Source organism: Auraticoccus monumenti (genome assembly GCF_900101785.1).
GTDB classification, from domain to species: Bacteria; Actinomycetota; Actinomycetes; order Propionibacteriales; family Propionibacteriaceae; genus Auraticoccus; species Auraticoccus monumenti.
This window is the reverse complement of the sequence record NZ_LT629688.1, coordinates 2681246-2695501: the sequence shown is the minus strand read 5'-3', so window position 1 is coordinate 2695501 and position 14256 is coordinate 2681246. Positions and strand designations below refer to the sequence as shown.

14 protein-coding genes are annotated in these 14256 nt (G+C 74.0%); 8 read left to right on the top strand and 6 right to left on the bottom strand.

Annotation, left to right across the window (positions count from 1 at the left end; all coding sequences use genetic code 11):
- The first annotated feature begins 100 nt into the window (after positions 1-100).
- Genes BLT52_RS12525 through BLT52_RS12510 form a run of 4 tightly spaced genes read left to right on the top strand, consistent with a single transcriptional unit; the run spans position 101 to position 4740 of the window.
- Positions 101-805, top strand: coding sequence for an ABC transporter ATP-binding protein (locus tag BLT52_RS12525; RefSeq protein ID WP_090594048.1), 705 nt, complete (start codon positions 101-103; stop codon positions 803-805).
- Positions 802-2196 carry an FtsX-like permease family protein gene (locus BLT52_RS12520; protein ID WP_090594046.1) on the top strand — a complete coding sequence of 465 codons (1395 nt, stop codon included), beginning with the start codon at positions 802-804 and terminating at the stop codon, positions 2194-2196. The genes BLT52_RS12525 and BLT52_RS12520 overlap by 4 nt, the downstream gene beginning before the upstream one ends.
- Before the next feature lie 12 nt (positions 2197-2208).
- On the top strand, positions 2209-3264 hold the full coding sequence (locus BLT52_RS12515) for a VanZ family protein (RefSeq protein ID WP_197679029.1): 1056 nt from the start codon (positions 2209-2211) through the stop codon (positions 3262-3264).
- A gap of 54 nt (positions 3265-3318) precedes the next feature.
- Entirely contained in the window at positions 3319-4740 is a 1422-nt protein-coding gene (locus BLT52_RS12510; RefSeq protein ID WP_090594045.1) for a serine hydrolase domain-containing protein, read from the top strand.
- 18 nt (positions 4741-4758) lie between these two features.
- Here the strand turns inward: BLT52_RS12510 and BLT52_RS12505 are convergent, their stop codons facing one another.
- Positions 4759-6141, bottom strand: a complete 1383-nt coding sequence (locus tag BLT52_RS12505) for an MFS transporter (RefSeq protein ID WP_172804036.1) — start codon at positions 6139-6141, stop codon at positions 4759-4761.
- A gap of 146 nt (positions 6142-6287) precedes the next feature.
- The gene (locus tag BLT52_RS12500) at positions 6288-7082 is read right to left on the bottom strand and encodes an SDR family NAD(P)-dependent oxidoreductase (RefSeq protein ID WP_090594043.1); all 795 of its coding nucleotides are present in this window, start codon (positions 7080-7082) and stop codon (positions 6288-6290) included.
- 135 nt (positions 7083-7217) lie between these two features.
- Here BLT52_RS12500 and BLT52_RS12495 point away from each other — a divergent pair, with 135 nt between their 5' ends.
- From BLT52_RS12495 to BLT52_RS12485, 3 genes are read left to right on the top strand one after another with little or no spacing between them, the layout of a single operon-like run.
- Positions 7218-8552: a hypothetical protein gene (locus tag BLT52_RS12495; RefSeq protein WP_090594042.1), complete on the top strand. Its 1335-nt coding sequence runs from the start codon at positions 7218-7220 to the stop codon at positions 8550-8552.
- Positions 8553-8568: 16 nt separating this feature from the next.
- On the top strand, positions 8569-9393 hold the full coding sequence (locus tag BLT52_RS12490; protein WP_090594041.1) for a fructosamine kinase family protein: 825 nt from the start codon (positions 8569-8571) through the stop codon (positions 9391-9393).
- Complete coding sequence (locus tag BLT52_RS12485; RefSeq protein ID WP_090594039.1) at positions 9387-10067, top strand: TenA family protein; 681 nt, start codon at positions 9387-9389, stop codon at positions 10065-10067. Before BLT52_RS12490 ends, BLT52_RS12485 begins: the two co-directional genes overlap by 7 nt.
- 93 nt (positions 10068-10160) lie before the next feature.
- On the opposite strand, the gene BLT52_RS12480 is transcribed toward BLT52_RS12485, so the two are convergent.
- The 4 genes from BLT52_RS12480 to BLT52_RS12470 all read right to left on the bottom strand — a co-directional run bounded on the left by BLT52_RS12480 (position 10161) and on the right by BLT52_RS12470 (position 12994).
- The gene (locus BLT52_RS12480; protein ID WP_197679027.1) at positions 10161-11255 is read right to left on the bottom strand and encodes a hypothetical protein; all 1095 of its coding nucleotides are present in this window, start codon (positions 11253-11255) and stop codon (positions 10161-10163) included.
- A 52-nt stretch (positions 11256-11307) separates the two neighbouring features.
- Complete coding sequence (locus BLT52_RS21260; protein ID WP_197679026.1) at positions 11308-11523, bottom strand: hypothetical protein; 216 nt, start codon at positions 11521-11523, stop codon at positions 11308-11310.
- Positions 11524-11626: 103 nt separating this feature from the next.
- Complete coding sequence (locus tag BLT52_RS12475) at positions 11627-12478, bottom strand: DUF1206 domain-containing protein (RefSeq protein ID WP_090594037.1); 852 nt, start codon at positions 12476-12478, stop codon at positions 11627-11629.
- A gap of 57 nt (positions 12479-12535) precedes the next feature.
- The gene (locus tag BLT52_RS12470; RefSeq protein WP_197679377.1) at positions 12536-12994 is read right to left on the bottom strand and encodes a VOC family protein; all 459 of its coding nucleotides are present in this window, start codon (positions 12992-12994) and stop codon (positions 12536-12538) included.
- Positions 12995-13157: 163 nt separating this feature from the next.
- Between BLT52_RS12470 and BLT52_RS12465 the strand changes: the two genes are divergently transcribed.
- Positions 13158-14255 carry a carboxylate-amine ligase gene (locus tag BLT52_RS12465; RefSeq protein ID WP_157677118.1) on the top strand — a complete coding sequence of 366 codons (1098 nt, stop codon included), beginning with the start codon at positions 13158-13160 and terminating at the stop codon, positions 14253-14255.
- The last annotated feature ends 1 nt before the right edge of the window (position 14256 follow it).

Here is a 14256-nt window from a genome sequence, read left to right as displayed (position 1 = left end):
GACTACGAGCGACCAGCGGGGAACCGGGTGGACCTGGGTCCACCCCTGGTCGGGTCCTGGCGCCATGGTCGGGCCGGCCACGACAGGGTGGGATGAGGTCATGCGAACACGTACCACCACCCCCGCACTCGCAGCACGGGGCGTCTCGAAGTCCTTCGGCCGCGTCAGGGCCCTCGCCGGCGTCGACATCGACATCCCGGCCGGGCAGTCCGTGGCGATCATGGGCCCGTCGGGCTCGGGCAAGTCCACCCTGCTGCACTGCCTGGCCGGCATCCTGGTGCCCGACTCCGGCGAGGTCCACCTCGGGGACGTCGCCGTCTCCGGGCTGCCCGATGCCCGGCGGTCGCGGCTGCGCCGGGAGCAGCTCGGTTTCGTGTTCCAGGACGGCCAGCTGCTGCCCGAGCTGTCCGCCCGGGAGAACGTCGCCCTGGCGCTGTTGCTCAACGGCTCCTCCCGCGGAGCTGCGCTCCGGACGGCCGGGGAGTGGCTGGAGCGGCTGGGCCTGTCCGGGGCCGGGGACCGTCGCCCGGGGGAGATGTCGGGCGGTCAGGCCCAGCGCGTGGCGATCGCCCGGGCCATGGTCCACTCGCCGGCCGTCGTCTTCGCCGACGAGCCCACCGGCGCGCTCGACCAGGCCACCGGCCACGAGGTGATGCAGATCCTGACCACCACCGCGGCCATGGCGGGCACCACGCTGGTGGTGGTGACCCACGACCTGCAGGTGGCCGGCTGGTGCTCCCGGCTCGTCGAGCTGCGTGACGCCATGGTGCACGCGGACCGCCCGCTGACGGGAGAGCCGCGATGAGCATCGCCGTCACCCTCGCGCCACGCCTGGCGATCGCGCGGCTGCGCGGAGCCCGGGGCGGGGCCGTCCTCGACGTCCTCGCCGTCGCCGCCTTCACCGTCTCGGCGTTCCTCGCCCTGACCGTCGCCGGTGGCACCTGGATGTTCGTCCAGCGCTGGCAGCACCCCACCGCGGCGACGCTCGCCGCCTTCGACCTGGACGCCCCGGCGGCCGCGAGGGTCCTCGAGGGCTACGTCATCCTGGCCGCCGTCGCCTGCGCGCTCCTGGTCGTGCCGGTGCTCAACCTCGGCGCGGCGGCCGCCCGTCTCGGTGCCCGGGGCCGCGCCCGTCGCCTGGCCTCGCTGCGTCTGATCGGGATGACCGGCCCCGAGGTCGTCACGATGTCGGTGATCGAGACCCTGGTCCAGGCAGCGGCCGGCACCGCCCTGGGCAGCGTGCTGTGGACGATCAGCCTGCCCGCCTGGCAGGTGGTGACCTTCCAGGAGCAGCCCGTCGCCGCCGGGGAGCTGCTGCTCCCGTGGTGGGTGGTGCTCGCCCTCGTGGCGGCGCTGCTCTCCCTGGGTGCGCTGTCGGCCGCCGTCGGCCTGCGGCGGGTGCACATCTCGCCGCTGGGGGTCGCGCTGCAGCAGACGCCCCGGTCGCTGCGGCTCTGGCGGCTCGGCGCGTTCGCCCTGGCGCTGACGGCCTTCGCGGTCTTCAGCCGGTTCTTCAGGGTGGGGACGCTCGAGCTCGGGATCTACGTCTTCTTCGCCGCCATGGTCCTCCTCGTCGTCGGCGCCGTGAACCTCGTCGGCCCCTGGATCCTCCAGCTCCTGGCGCGACCCTTCGCCCGCACCGCCTCGGTGCCGCGACTGATCGCGATGCGACGGATCGTCGACGACCCCCGGGGCGCGTGGCGCAACGTCTCCGCCGTCGCGCTGCTCGGGACGGTCTCCGCCTACGCCGCCATCGTCCCCACCGACCCGGCAGCCCTGGGCGACGACCCCCGGGACCTCACCGCCGTCACCGACCTGCGCACCGGGGTGCTGATCGCCCTGGCCGTCGGGCTCGTGGTCGCGGCCGTCTCGACCCTGGTCAACCAGGCCGCCACGGTGGTGGACCGGGCCGAGGAGAGCGTGGCGATGGACCGCGCAGGAGTGCCGCGACCGGTGCTCGACGCCGTCCGCCGCTACCACGTCCTCGCGCCGCTGGTGTTCACGCTCGCGGTCTCCGTCGGCGTCGGGTTCCTCCTGGTGACGCCCTTCACCGGCATGTTCGGCATCCAGGCCTCCGGGGTCCTGCTCGTCCTCCTCACCGTGGTCGTCGGCCTGCTGCTGACGCTCGGGGTGGCCGAGGCCTGCCGGCCGCTGCAGCGCGCCGTCCTCGCGCAGACCTCCCGCCGCAACGACTGAGCGGGGCGAACCGTGTCCGGGATCCTCACCTCCGCCCTGGCGGCCGTCCTCCTCGGTGCCTTCGTGGGCGCGGCGCTGTTCGTGCCCTTCGTCGCCGCCAGCTACCGCTGGCGCGGTGGCCTGTCGACCCGGCGGCTCCTGCTGTGGTTCGCCGCACTGGTGTACTTCTGGGCGATCTGGACCTACACGCTGCTGCCGCTGCCCAGCCCCGACGCCGTCCGGTGCGCGGGGACCAACGTGCGGCTCGGCGCGTTCCTCGACGACATCGGGGAGGCGATCAGCGGACCCGGCACCGCCCTCACCGCCCCCGGGGTGCTGCAGGTCGTGCTCAACGTGGCGCTCTTCGTCCCGCTGGGCTTCCTCCTGCGCGTGCTCGGCCGCCGCGGCGTCCCCGCCGCGGGCCTGGTCGGGCTCGCCCTCAGCCTGCTGGTGGAGCTGACCCAGCTCACCGGGGTGTGGGGCGCGTACCGGTGCGCCTACCGCGTCTTCGACGTCGACGACCTGTTCCTCAACACCGTCGGCGCGGTCGTCGGGTCGCTCCTGGCGCTCGCCGTGCCCCGACGCCCGCGTGGCGGGGGCGGGGACCCGGCAGCCGACCGGCCGCGGCCCGTCACGCGGCGCCGACGTGCGGTGGGGATGGCGTGCGACGGCCTCGGTGTGTACTCCGTGATCTTCTCCGTGGGCCTCCTGGTGCAGCTGTGGCTGGAGCTCGTGGCGAAGGACCCCGCCGCGGTCGCCGCGGGCACGTCGGCGTCGTTCATCGGCACGTCGGTCGGCGTCGGCGCGTGGTTGGCCGTCGTCCTCACGACCGGTCGCTCGGTCGGCGACCACGCCGTGCAGGTGCGCTTCACGCGCGGTGCGCTGCCCGAGTGGCTGGCGCGCGTCGTCCGCTTCGCCGCCGGGGCCGGCGGGTACGCCGCGCTCGCCGCGCTGCCCACCCCGTGGAGCACGCTGGCGCTGCTGCTGCTGGTGACGACCCTGGTGCTGCTGCTCGTCTTCCCCGACGGTCGCGCTCTCCCCGGTGCCGTCGGCGGCCGGCGCGTCGTCGACGAGCCGACCCGACGGTGACCGTCCGCTCACCCGGGCTCGGAGGCGGACCGGGCCCGCCCTAGGGTCGGTGCCATGACCCCACTCCCCCGCAGCACCCCCTCGGAGCAGGACGTCGACCCGGGCAGCGTGCTCGCCCTGCTGGACGCCGTCGAGGCCGCCGGCGTCGAGCTGCACAGCCTGATGGTCCTGCGCCACGGCCACGTCGTCGCCGAGGGCTGGTGGGCGCCCTACACCGCGGACCGGCCCCACCTGCTCTACTCCCTGAGCAAGAGCTTCACCTCCACCGCCGCCGGGCTCGCCGCGGCCGAGGGGCTGCTCGACCTCGACGACACCCTGCTGTCGCACTTCCCCGAGCTCGACGCCGACGCCACCGACCCCCGCAGCCGCTCCATCCGGCTGCGGCACGTGGCCGCGATGGCCAGCGGGCACGCCGAGGAGACCCTGCAGCGGGCGCTGGCGATCGACCCGGTCGACGTCGTCCGCGGCTTCCTGAGGATCCGGCCCGACGCCGAGCCGGGCACGGTCTTCGCCTACAACCAGCCCTGCACCTACTCGCTGGGCAAGGTGGTCCAGCGCCACTCCGGGCAGCGGCTGACCGAGTACCTGCGGCCCCGGCTGTTCGAGCCGCTGGGCATCGGCGAGGTCGGCTGGCTGCGCCACGGCGAGGACGAGCTCGGGTTCAGCGGTCTGCACGCCCGCACCGAGGACGTCGCCCGGCTGGGCCAGCTCTACCTGAAGCGCGGCGCCTGGGAGGGCCAGCAGCTGCTGCCCGAGGCCTGGGTCGAGGAGGCCACCCGCAGCCACGTCGACAACCGCACCGACGACCCGACGGTCGGTCCGGACTGGCAGCAGGGCTACGGCTTCCAGTTCTGGGTCAGCCAGCACGGGTTCCGCGGCGACGGCGCCTACGGCCAGTTCTGCCTGGTGCTGCCCGAGCAGGACGCGGTGGTGGTCACCACCGCGGCCACCGACCAGATGCAGGTGCTGCTGGAGGCCGTCTGGGCCCACCTGCTCCCCGGTCTCGGCGCCGGCCCGTCGGACCGAGCGGCGGAGCAGGAGCTGCTCGACCGCCTGGCCGGCCTGCGCCTGGCGGACCCGTCGACGACCGACCGCCCGGACGACCTGGGTCCGTGGAGCCGGCGGTTCGAGGCCACCAGCGAGAGCGACCGCAACCCCGCCAGGGTCAGCGCGGTCACCATCACCCCCGACGAGGACGCCCTCACGCTGGAGCTGACCGACCGGGCCGACGGGCTCCGGGCGCGGGCCGGTCTGGACGGCTGGCTGGTGCAGGAGGCCGACGGCACCGACGGCCCGGTGCCGGTGGCCGCCGCCGCCGGCTGGAGCGACCCGGGCACCCTCGTCCTGGAGGTGCTGTTCCTGGAGACCCCGCACCGGCTGCGCCTCACCTGCTCCGCCGACGGCAGCGCCGTCGCGGAGTGGCCGACCGTCCCGCTGCACCAGGTGCCGCTGGCGGCCCTGCGCCGCCCGCGCTGACCACCCGGGGCCGCGTCGCTACTCCGTCAGCGCGCGGCCCTTCAGCTCCGGCAGCAGCAGGGCCGCCCCGGCGGCCACCGCGAAGGCGGCCCCGAAGACGGCGAAGACGGCCCAGCTGCCGCCCAGCCCCACCAGCGGGGGCACCACGAACGGGGCCGCGATCGAGGCGAGGCGCCCGAAGGCGGCCGCCGCCCCGGCACCGGTCCCCCGCACCCGGGTCGGGTACAGCTCCGGGCCGACGGCGTACAGCGCACCCCAGGCACCCAGGTTGAAGAAGGACAGCATCATGCCGAAGCCGATGATGGTGGTCACCGAGTCCGCGGTGCCGAAGAGCAGCGCGCTGAGGGCCGAGCCGAGCAGGAACGTCGCCAGCGTGGCCCGCCGGCCCCAGACCTCGATCAGCCAGGCCGACACCGCGTAGCCGGGGAGCTGGGCCAGGGTGATGATCAGGGTGTACTGGAAGGACTTCACCAGCGAGAACCCGTCGGCCACCAGCAGGCTGGGCAGCCAGAGGAAGGCGCCGTAGTAGGACAGGTTGATGCAGAACCAGACCACCCACAGCGCCCCCGTCCGCCGCCGCAGCGCCGGTGACCAGATGGACTCCCCCGCCGTGGCCGCGGCGCCGGACCCCTCGCCCTCGGCGCGCGCCGGGGCGGGCTCGGTCGACGGGACGGGCCCGGTCGCCGTGGCGGGCTCGGGTGCGGCCACCCCGGCCGCCTCCTCGTAGCCGCGCACGGCCGCCTCGGCCTCCTCGTGGCGTCCCTTCCCCTCCAGGAAGCGCACCGACTCCGGCAGCCCGAAGCGGACCACGGCGGCGTAGACCGCCGGCACGGCCCCGATCGCCAGCGCCCACCGCCAGCCGTCGTCGCTGGTGGGCACCACGAAGTAGCCGATCAGCGCGGCCAGGATCCAGCCCAGCGCCCAGAAGGCCTCCAGCGCCACCACCACCCGGCCGCGGATGGCCTTGGGCGCGTACTCGCTGACCAGCGTCGAGGCCACCGGGAGCTCGGCACCGAGCCCCAGCCCGACCACGAACCGCAGCGCGACCAGCATCGCCAGCCCGACCGAGAGCGCGGCGGCGCCGGTGGCGAGACCGTAGACCAGCAGGGTCAGCGCGAAGACCTGGCGGCGTCCGAGCCGGTCGGCCAGCAGTCCGCCGACCGAGGCGCCGATGGCCATCCCGACGAAGCCGATGGAGCCGACCAGCGACACCTGACCGGCGCTCAGCGACCACTGCTGGGCCAAGGCGGCCATCACGAACGAGATCAGCCCGACGTCCATGGCGTCCAGCGCCCAGCCCAGCCCCGAGCCGCCCAGCAGCCGGGCGTGGCGCCGGGTGAAGGGCAGCCGGTCGAGGCGTTCGGAGCGGCTCAGCCGCTGCTGGGTGGCGTGGCTGCTCACGACGGCTCCCGGGCTCGAGGTCGGACGGTCGGGACGCGCGGGGCGCCCCGGGAGGTGAGGTTACCTCCGTGTCCCCCGTCGCCGGAGCGGCGACCACGGCGGCCGGTCAGCGGGACACGGCGCCCCCGGTCGCCGGGGGACGCGGCTCAGGACTGGCGCATCACCCGGGCCGCCACCGGCAGGGCCAGTCGTCGCGGCAGCACGCGGGCGGCCACCGACTGGATCCGGTTGGGGACGTCCGGCACCAGGTAGGGAGGGAGCCGACGCCGGTCGAGCGCGGCCACCAGGGCGTCCACCACCTGCTCCGGCGTGGTCACGTTCCCCCCGAGGACGCCGTGCTCGCTGCCGGCGACGTCGAAGAACTCCGTCGACGTGGGCCCGGGGCAGAGCGCGGTGACCCGGACCCCGGTGCCCTTGACCTCCTGCCAGAGGGCCTCGCTCAGGTGCAGCACGTAGGCCTTCGTGGCCACGTAGGCGGCCAGCCCGGGGGCCGGCTGGAACCCACCGGTGGAGGCCACGTTGACCAGGGTGCCGCTGCCCCGGCGCACCATCGGCTCCAGCACCGCGCGCGTGATGGAGGTGAGGGCGGTGACGTTGAGGGTCAGCATCGCCTCGAGCTTCTCGGGGTCGTTCTCGACCAGGGGTCCGTAGATCCCGAAGCCGGCGTTGTTGACCACCAGGTCCGGGGAGCGCCCGGGCGCCTCCGCGGCGAGGGCCTCGAGCAGGGCGGGACCGGCCCCGGCGCGTCCGAGGTCCATCACCACCGGGTGCACGGTCACCCCGTGGCGGCGTCGCAGCTCCCCGGCCAGCTCGTCCAGGCGGTCCCGGCGCCGGGCGACGAGGACGAGGTCGGTGCCGCGCTCGGCCATCCGACGCGCCACCAGGGCCCCCAGCCCGGAGCTGGCGCCGGTGACGAGGGCGAGGGCGGGGGTGTACGGCATGGGCGGACCTCACGAGGGGCGACGGGTTCCCCACGCTAGCGCGAGGGGCCGCCGCTGACACCGGCAGGGACTACGGTGCTCCCGCGACGACGACCTCGTCACGACCTGTCGACCGACCACGGGGAGCCCTGACCGATGAGCACGAACCCGCCCGAGGGACGACCCGGCCAGCCGGGCCCGCAGCCGGGCCCGCAGTGGGGCCCGCAGGGCGGACCCCACGGCGAGCTGCCGCGTCCCAGCTGGGCCCAGCCCGGCCAGGGCCCCGGCCCGGCTCCCCACGGCGCCCCCCAGCAGCCGGGCGGCTACCCCGGCCAGCCGGGCGGCCCCTTCCCGGGCGGACCCCACCCCCACCAGGGCCAGCTCCCCGGCCAGCCCGGTCCCTACGGCCAGCCGCCGCGGCCCGGCCAGCCCGTGCCGGGCCAGGGCTTCTCCCCCGCCCCCGGCGGTGGCTCCGGATCCGGTGGGAGGAAGACCGGTCTGCTGATCGGTGCCGGCGTGCTGGCCCTGCTCCTCGTGGTCGGTGTGGCGGTGGCCGTGCTGACCGGCCGCGGCGAGGGGCGTGAGACCGCCGCCCCCGTCGAGCCCCAGGCGCCGAGCACGTCCACGCCCGAGCAGGCGGTCCAGGGGTACCTGGACGCTCTCGCCGGCGGTCGGGCCGAGGAGGCCCTCGGGTACCTGTACGAGCGTCCCGAGGACGACGACCTGCTGACCGACGAGGTGCTGGCTGAGGCCGCCGAGATCGCCCCGATCACCGCCATCACCGTCACCCCGCCCGCCTCGCCGGACGCGGGCGAGGTCACCGCCACCTACCAGGTCGGTGAGGAGCAGGCGAGGTACGACTTCACCGTGGTCGGTGACGAGGACCGTGGCTTCACCATCATCAGCGGCGTCGTCCGTGCCTCGATGAGTCGGGTGGAGGGCCTGGACGTGCTGGTCAACGGGGTCGCGCCCGCCGACCCCACGTCCTTCTCGCTGTTCCCCGGCGGCTACGAGGTCACCACCACCCAGGAGTACTTCACCATCGAGGGCGGTGAGCGGGTGGTCACCGACCCGCGGTCCACGGAGAGCTACTTCGACGTCGAGCCGGTGCTGGACAAGGAGGGCACCAAGCTCTTCACCACGATGGTCACCGAGGCGGCTGACACGTGCCTGTCCTCGAACAAGCTGAAGGCCGGCTGCGGGCTCGACCTGCCCGAGAAGTTCGACGACGGCACCCCCATCGTGGACGGGACCGTGAAGCGCTCGGCGCCGGCGGAGACCCGCAAGAACCTCAAGGAGCTCAAGCCCGCCCCGAGCTACGACGACCCCACCCTGGTCACCCACGACGGCTACCTGGGCACGGTGAACTTCCAGGCCCGCTGCAAGGACGGGAAGAAGGAGTACGACTGCGAGGCGCTCTTCGGAGCCCCTGCCTTCGGCCGCCCCTCCCTCGACCTGGCCGCCGAGGAGCCCGTGGTCGAGTGGGACTGAGCCCCACCGCCGGCCGGTGACCGCACCCTGGCGCAAGCCCTGCCCGCCCGGGCAGGCCGCGCGCGAGGCCGCCGGGCTGCGCTGGCTCGCCGGGGCCGGCGGTTGCCGCGTCGTGCGGGTGCTGGGTGCTGAGGACGACCTGCTGCTGGAGCGGCTGTCGCCCCGACGCGCCGACGCCCCCGCCGCCGAGGCCCTCGGGGTGGCGCTGGCCCGGACCCACGCCGCCGGGGCGCCCTGGTGGGGAGCTCCCCCGCCGGGCACCGAGGGCGACGGGCAGCTGGGCGCCGCCGCGCTGCCCACCCCGTCGACCCCACCGGCGGGCTGGGGTGCGTTCTACGCCGGCTGGCGGCTGCAGCCCTACCTCCGTGCCGCCCGCGACGCCGGCACCCTCGACGCCGCCGCGAGCCAGGAGCTGGACCGGCTGCTGTCCCGGATCGCCGACGGCCACCACGACCACGACCAGCCGGCCCTGGTGCGCTCCTCCGGCCACGTCGCCGCCCGGCTGCACGGTGACCTGTGGAGCGGGAACGTGGTGTGGACCGGCGACCCCGTCGAGGCGGTGCTGATCGACCCTGCGGCGCACGGCGGGCACGCCGAGACCGACCTGGCCATGCTGGCCCTGTTCGGCCTGCCGCACCTGGAGCACGTGCTGGCCGGCTACCACGAGGCCTCCCCGCTGGCTGACGGCTGGCGCGAGCGGGTGGCCCTGCACCAGCTCCACCCGCTGGCGGTGCACGTGCTGCTCTTCGGCGACTCCTACGTCGCCCCGCTGCTGCAGGCGGCGCGCCGTGCCGCTGAGGGGCGGGGACGCGACTCCGGGGCCGTCGGGCCAGGATGGTGACCGTGACGAGCACTCCCCTGACCCTGCCCACCGACGGGATCACCGCCCGCATCCGGGGCGAGGGGGCGACCCCCTGGCAGGCGGCGGTGGACCACCGGTTCGTGCGTGAGCTCCTCGCCGGCACCGTCCCCGACGACGCGCTGGCCGGGTACCTGCTGCAGGACCAGCAGTTCCTCGACGGCTTCCTCCGGCTGCTGGGCCAGGCCCTCGCCTCCGCGGACGCGCCGGCGTCCCGGTTGGTGCTCGCCCGTCAGCTGGGGATGCTGGCCGACGACGAGCAGGGCTACTTCGAGGACTCGCTCGCCGCCCTGGGCGTCCCCGCCGACGTCCGCCGCCACCCTCCGCTGCTGGGCACCACCGCGGCGTTCCAGACGCTGATGGCCGAGGTGGTGGCCTCCCGCAGCTACCCACGGCTGCTGGTGCTGCTGGTCGTGATGGAGGTCCTCTACCTCGACTGGGGCAGCCGGACCGACCTCGGCGAGCCGACCCGTCCGGAGCACCTGGGCTGGGTGGAGCTGCACCGGGGACCGGACTTCACCCGCTGGTGCCAGTGGCTGGTGGACGAGCTCGAGCGGGTGGCTGCCACCTGCCACCCCGCCGAGCGGGGGGAGCTGGTGGCCCTCGGCGTGCGCACCGTCGAGCTCGAGCTCGCCTTCTTCGACCAGGCCCGGTGAGCGGCGCCCCCAGGTGTGACGCGGGGCGACGGGCCCAGTCCCAGGGCCGGGCCTCGCAGCGACAGGCCGAATCGCGGGGAGCCGTCGTGAGAATCAGGCTGTCGATCCGGGACCTTCGTCGTCCTGTGATGACAGCGCGGCGGAGACGAGCTCGGGCTTGACCTCCGCCTCGGTCTCGATCTGCTCGGGAGAACGCAGCTTTGGAGGCGCCGCAGACCATGCCTTGAGTCGCTGACCCACATCCCCGTAGGTCAGGTCGATGGAATCCAGCAGCGAGTCGATGAAGCTCCCTCGACCAACACCTCGCTTCGTCCCCAGCTTCTGGATCTGCGCCACGGTGAAGGACTTGATCTCCTTCTGAGGGTCGGCCACCAGCTTGGTCGCATCTTCGCGGACGTCACGGAGGAGCTCTGCGGTGCCCACTCGGCTTCGTGGCACGAACGCCTCGACCCGAAGCCCATCCGGTGCGTCCTTCAGCTGGCGCACGAGCCAGTTCACCCGCGTCGTCGGGCGGCCTGTCGCTGGCGCTTCGAACGAGAACGAGCACGTGACCTTGTTCGCCCTCAAGTCTGCTTCGACGGTCATGGGAGAGACGGCGTTGGGAATGCGGATCTGCGACCGCAAGACCCCGTGCTCGACGAGCTCCGCTGTGACCACGTTGAGTCGAAGCTGTGGCTCCGCCACCTGCTGACGCGTCAGCACGGGTACGACCTCGGTGCCCAAGTTGCGCCCGAGGCGCAGACACGCGAAACGGATGAGGGCCTCGAAGCGAGAAGCCAGTTCGCCTGCGGACTGATCAGTCGGCCGCAGGGTGCCCGACGCCACGGCGTCCCTCACGCGAACCCAGTCCGCGCCCATGTCGTCGAAAGACATCGCCCCCGATTTAGGGTGCTCGAGGTACCTGATGAGCTCTCCGAGGATCCATGCCTGCTCGGGGTCCGCGACACCGCGGAACTCCTTCTGCATGACGGCCTGGGTGAGGACCTCCGTCCACGACCAGTGGTGCAGCTCCACCCGGCGGAGCTTTCTGCGGTCGACGGTGGTCGGGTGCAATCCCGGAGCCGGCGGAATCTCGTTCGAGATGGTGATGACCGCATCGAATCCCTGCTCCCGCGCCACGTCGAGGTAGTTCTCGATCTGTTCCGCAGTCAGCTGGTTGGAGCCCGTCTTCACCTCGACCAGAGCCACCCAGACGCGGTTACCGCGCTTGGCACGGATGAGGCCGTCGGGGTACAACCTTTTACCGGTTACCGGCGAGGTCGAAAGGCACTTCGATGAACGTCTCCAGCTGGCTTGCTGGCGCCCCGAGTGGTCCCGTCAGGGCCTTGGCGTACTCCCGGACTGCTCCCATGACAGCCAAGAGCGCCGAGGTCGCCCCCCGCTCCTGCTCGTCCGCCCCATTGATACCCGACGTCGGAATCAGACGCGCGGCATTCCACGACTTCTCGTCGCCCATGACCTCTCCTTCGAGGTTGATCTGCTGCGGAGGCTAGTTGCCCTGCGCGGGGAGAGCCACCACATCCCCCATGCACTCAGATAATCGTTATGGACGTCGGCCCTCAGGTGTGACGGGGGCGACGGGCCCAGACGAAGCAGTAGAGCCCGTAGGCGGCCAGTCCGAGCGCCATCACGGTGAGCAGCACGACACCGAAGGGCTGGGCGCGGACGGCCTGCAGGGCGCTGTCGAGACCGCCGGCGCGCTCGGCGTCGTGGGTCAGTGCGGCGGCGGCGAAGAGGCTGCCCACCACGACGAAGGCGATGCCCTTGGCCACGTGGCCGACGACCCCCAGCAGCTCACCGGCGCGACCGGTCGACCCGGAGAGGTCCTCGCGGAACTTGCGACGCACCCCCTTCACCGCCTGGCTCACGCCCACCGCGGCCACCGCGGCGGCGACCAGCAGGACCAGCAGGAAGCCGGCCGGGTGGCCGAGCAGCCGCCCGGTCAGGGTCTCCTCCGACTCACCGCCACCACCACCGCCGAGGGCCACCCGGACCGCGCTGACGCCGAGGACGGCGTAGACCACCGCGCGGCCCAGCGAGGACAGCCGCTTGCGGACGCGCGAGGCACCGGTGCGGTGCAGGTGTCCGAAGGCCGCCTCGATGACCTGCCACAGGGTGAGGGTGAGCAGACCGAGGGCCACCGCGCCCAGCAGGACGCCGCCCAGCGGCTGCTCGGCGAGCTGGCGCAGGGCCCCGCTGTTCGAGGCCTCCTCCGAACCACCACCACCGAGGGCCAGCTGCAGGGCCAGCCAGGCCACCAGCAGGTGCACGACGCCGTAGGCCCCCAGGCCCAGCCTCACCAGCCAGCGGTAGGCCGGGTTGTCCTGGATGGCCTGACCCGCGTCCTCGGCCTTGTCCTGGACGTCTCCGGCGGTGTCTCGGGCCTGCTGGGCCTTGCGCTGGGCGTTCATGGGCTGACCTTATCCGCGCGTCGCCGCGCCGGTGGCCGTCGCGGCCACCGCGCGTGCTCACCCGACGGCGGCGCGCTCCATGGCGGCGACGTCGATGCGTCGCATGCGCATCATCGCCTCGGTGGCCCGCTGGGCGACGCCCGGCTCGGAGGAGGACAGCAGCTCCTCCATCCGCCGGGGCAGCACCTGCCAGGAGAAGCCGAAGCGGTCCTTGAGCCAGCCGCACATGGACTCCTCCCCGCCGTCGGCGACCAGGGCGTCCCAGTAGCGGTCGGTCTCGGCCTGGTCCTCGGTGTGGACCTGGATCGAGACCGCCTCGGTGAAGCCCCGCTGCGGTCCGCCGTTGAGGGCGAGGAAGGGACGTCCGTCCAGGGTGAAGGAGACCGTCAGCACCTCCCCCACCCGCGGGCCGGCCACGAAGCGGTCCACCCGGACGATCTCCGAGCCCGGGAAGATCGAGGTGTAGAGCCGAGCGGCCTCCTCGGCCTCGGAGTCGAACCAGAGGCAGGTGGTCATGTCGGGCACGGGGGTCTCCTCTCGCCGCCCCGCCCGGTGCGGGGCTCTGGCTGCTCCGACCCGCCCGGACCGGCATACTCATCGCAGCCAGGCCCATCATCTCCGCACACCCGGGCCGGCACCTGGTCACCGGCGACCACCACCGACCACCAGGAGGAACCCCATGGCTGCACCCGCCGCCCGCAACCTCGGGGTCGAGGAGGAGTTCCTGCTCTTCGACGCCCAGGGCCCCGGCCTGCGACCGGTGGGCGACGCCGTGGCCACCGCGGCCACCCTCGCCGGCGCCGGCCACCAGTACGACCACGAGTTCAAGCAGGTGCAGGTGGAGCTGGGGACCCGGCCGTCCACCGACCTGGCCGACGTGCGCCAGCAGCTGCGCGAGCGCCGGACCCACCTGGCGGCCGCGGCCGCCGAGCACGGGGCCCGGCTGGTCGCCGTGGGGATCAGCCCCGTGGAGCAGGACGCGCTCACCACCCCCGACGAGCGGTACCAGCGGATGGAGGGCCACTTCGGCCACGTCGCCCGCCACCAGCTGTCCTGCGGCATGCACGTGCACGTCCAGGTGGACTCCGACCGGGAGCGGGTCGCGGTGGTGGACCGCCTGCAGCCGTGGCTGCCGGTGCTGGTCGCCCTCAGCGGCAACTCCCCGTTCTGGGGCGGGGAGGACACCGGGTACGACAGCTTCCGCTCCCTGACCTGGGGGCAGTGGCCGACGTCCGGCCCCACCGCCCGCTTCGGGGACCTGGCGACCTACCGCGACACCACCTCGACCCTGGTCGGGCTCGGGGGTGCGCTGGACGAGGGAGGGGTCTACTACCCGGCCCGGTTGTCCCCGCGCTACCCCACCGTCGAGGTGCGGGTCTCCGACGTGTGCGCCTCCTCCGAGGACGCGGTCAGCCTGGCGGCCCTGGTGCGCGCCATGGTGGAGACCGCGGTCCGCGACGAGGCCGACGGCGTCCTGGCCCACGACCTGCGGGCGGAGGTGCTCCGGGCCAGCTACTGGCGGGCGGCACGGTTCGGCGTCCACGAGCACCTGCTCGACCCCACCACCCTCTCCCTCGCGCCGGCCTGGGACGTGGTGGGCAGGTTGGTGGCGCGGGTCGGTCCGGCCCTGGAGCAGGCCGGCGACCTCGAGCCGGTGCAGGAGGGGTTGGCCACCCTGCGTCAGCGGGGCACCGGGGCCGCCCTGCAGCGGGCCACGCTGGCCGCCGGCTCCTGGCCCGACGTGGTGGACGCGCTGGCCGCGGCCACGCTGGGCTGAG

Bases quoted from the DNA above. Each gene is read 5' to 3' on its own strand.
- BLT52_RS12470 (WP_197679377.1), bottom strand. From the start codon at position 12,994: ATGACCACCTGCCTCTGGTTCGACTCCGAGGCCGAGGAGGCCGCTCGG.
- BLT52_RS12465 (WP_157677118.1), top strand. From the start codon at position 13,158: ATGGCTGCACCCGCCGCCCGCAACCTCGGGGTCGAGGAGGAGTTCCTG.
- BLT52_RS12500 (WP_090594043.1), bottom strand. From the start codon at position 7,082: ATGCCGTACACCCCCGCCCTCGCCCTCGTCACCGGCGCCAGCTCCGGG.
- BLT52_RS12525 (WP_090594048.1), top strand. From the start codon at position 101: ATGCGAACACGTACCACCACCCCCGCACTCGCAGCACGGGGCGTCTCG.
- BLT52_RS12495 (WP_090594042.1), top strand. From the start codon at position 7,218: ATGAGCACGAACCCGCCCGAGGGACGACCCGGCCAGCCGGGCCCGCAG.
- BLT52_RS12520 (WP_090594046.1), top strand. From the start codon at position 802: ATGAGCATCGCCGTCACCCTCGCGCCACGCCTGGCGATCGCGCGGCTG.
- BLT52_RS12475 (WP_090594037.1), bottom strand. From the start codon at position 12,478: ATGAACGCCCAGCGCAAGGCCCAGCAGGCCCGAGACACCGCCGGAGAC.
- BLT52_RS21260 (WP_197679026.1), bottom strand. From the start codon at position 11,523: ATGGGCGACGAGAAGTCGTGGAATGCCGCGCGTCTGATTCCGACGTCG.
- BLT52_RS12485 (WP_090594039.1), top strand. From the start codon at position 9,387: ATGGTGACCGTGACGAGCACTCCCCTGACCCTGCCCACCGACGGGATC.
- BLT52_RS12510 (WP_090594045.1), top strand. From the start codon at position 3,319: ATGACCCCACTCCCCCGCAGCACCCCCTCGGAGCAGGACGTCGACCCG.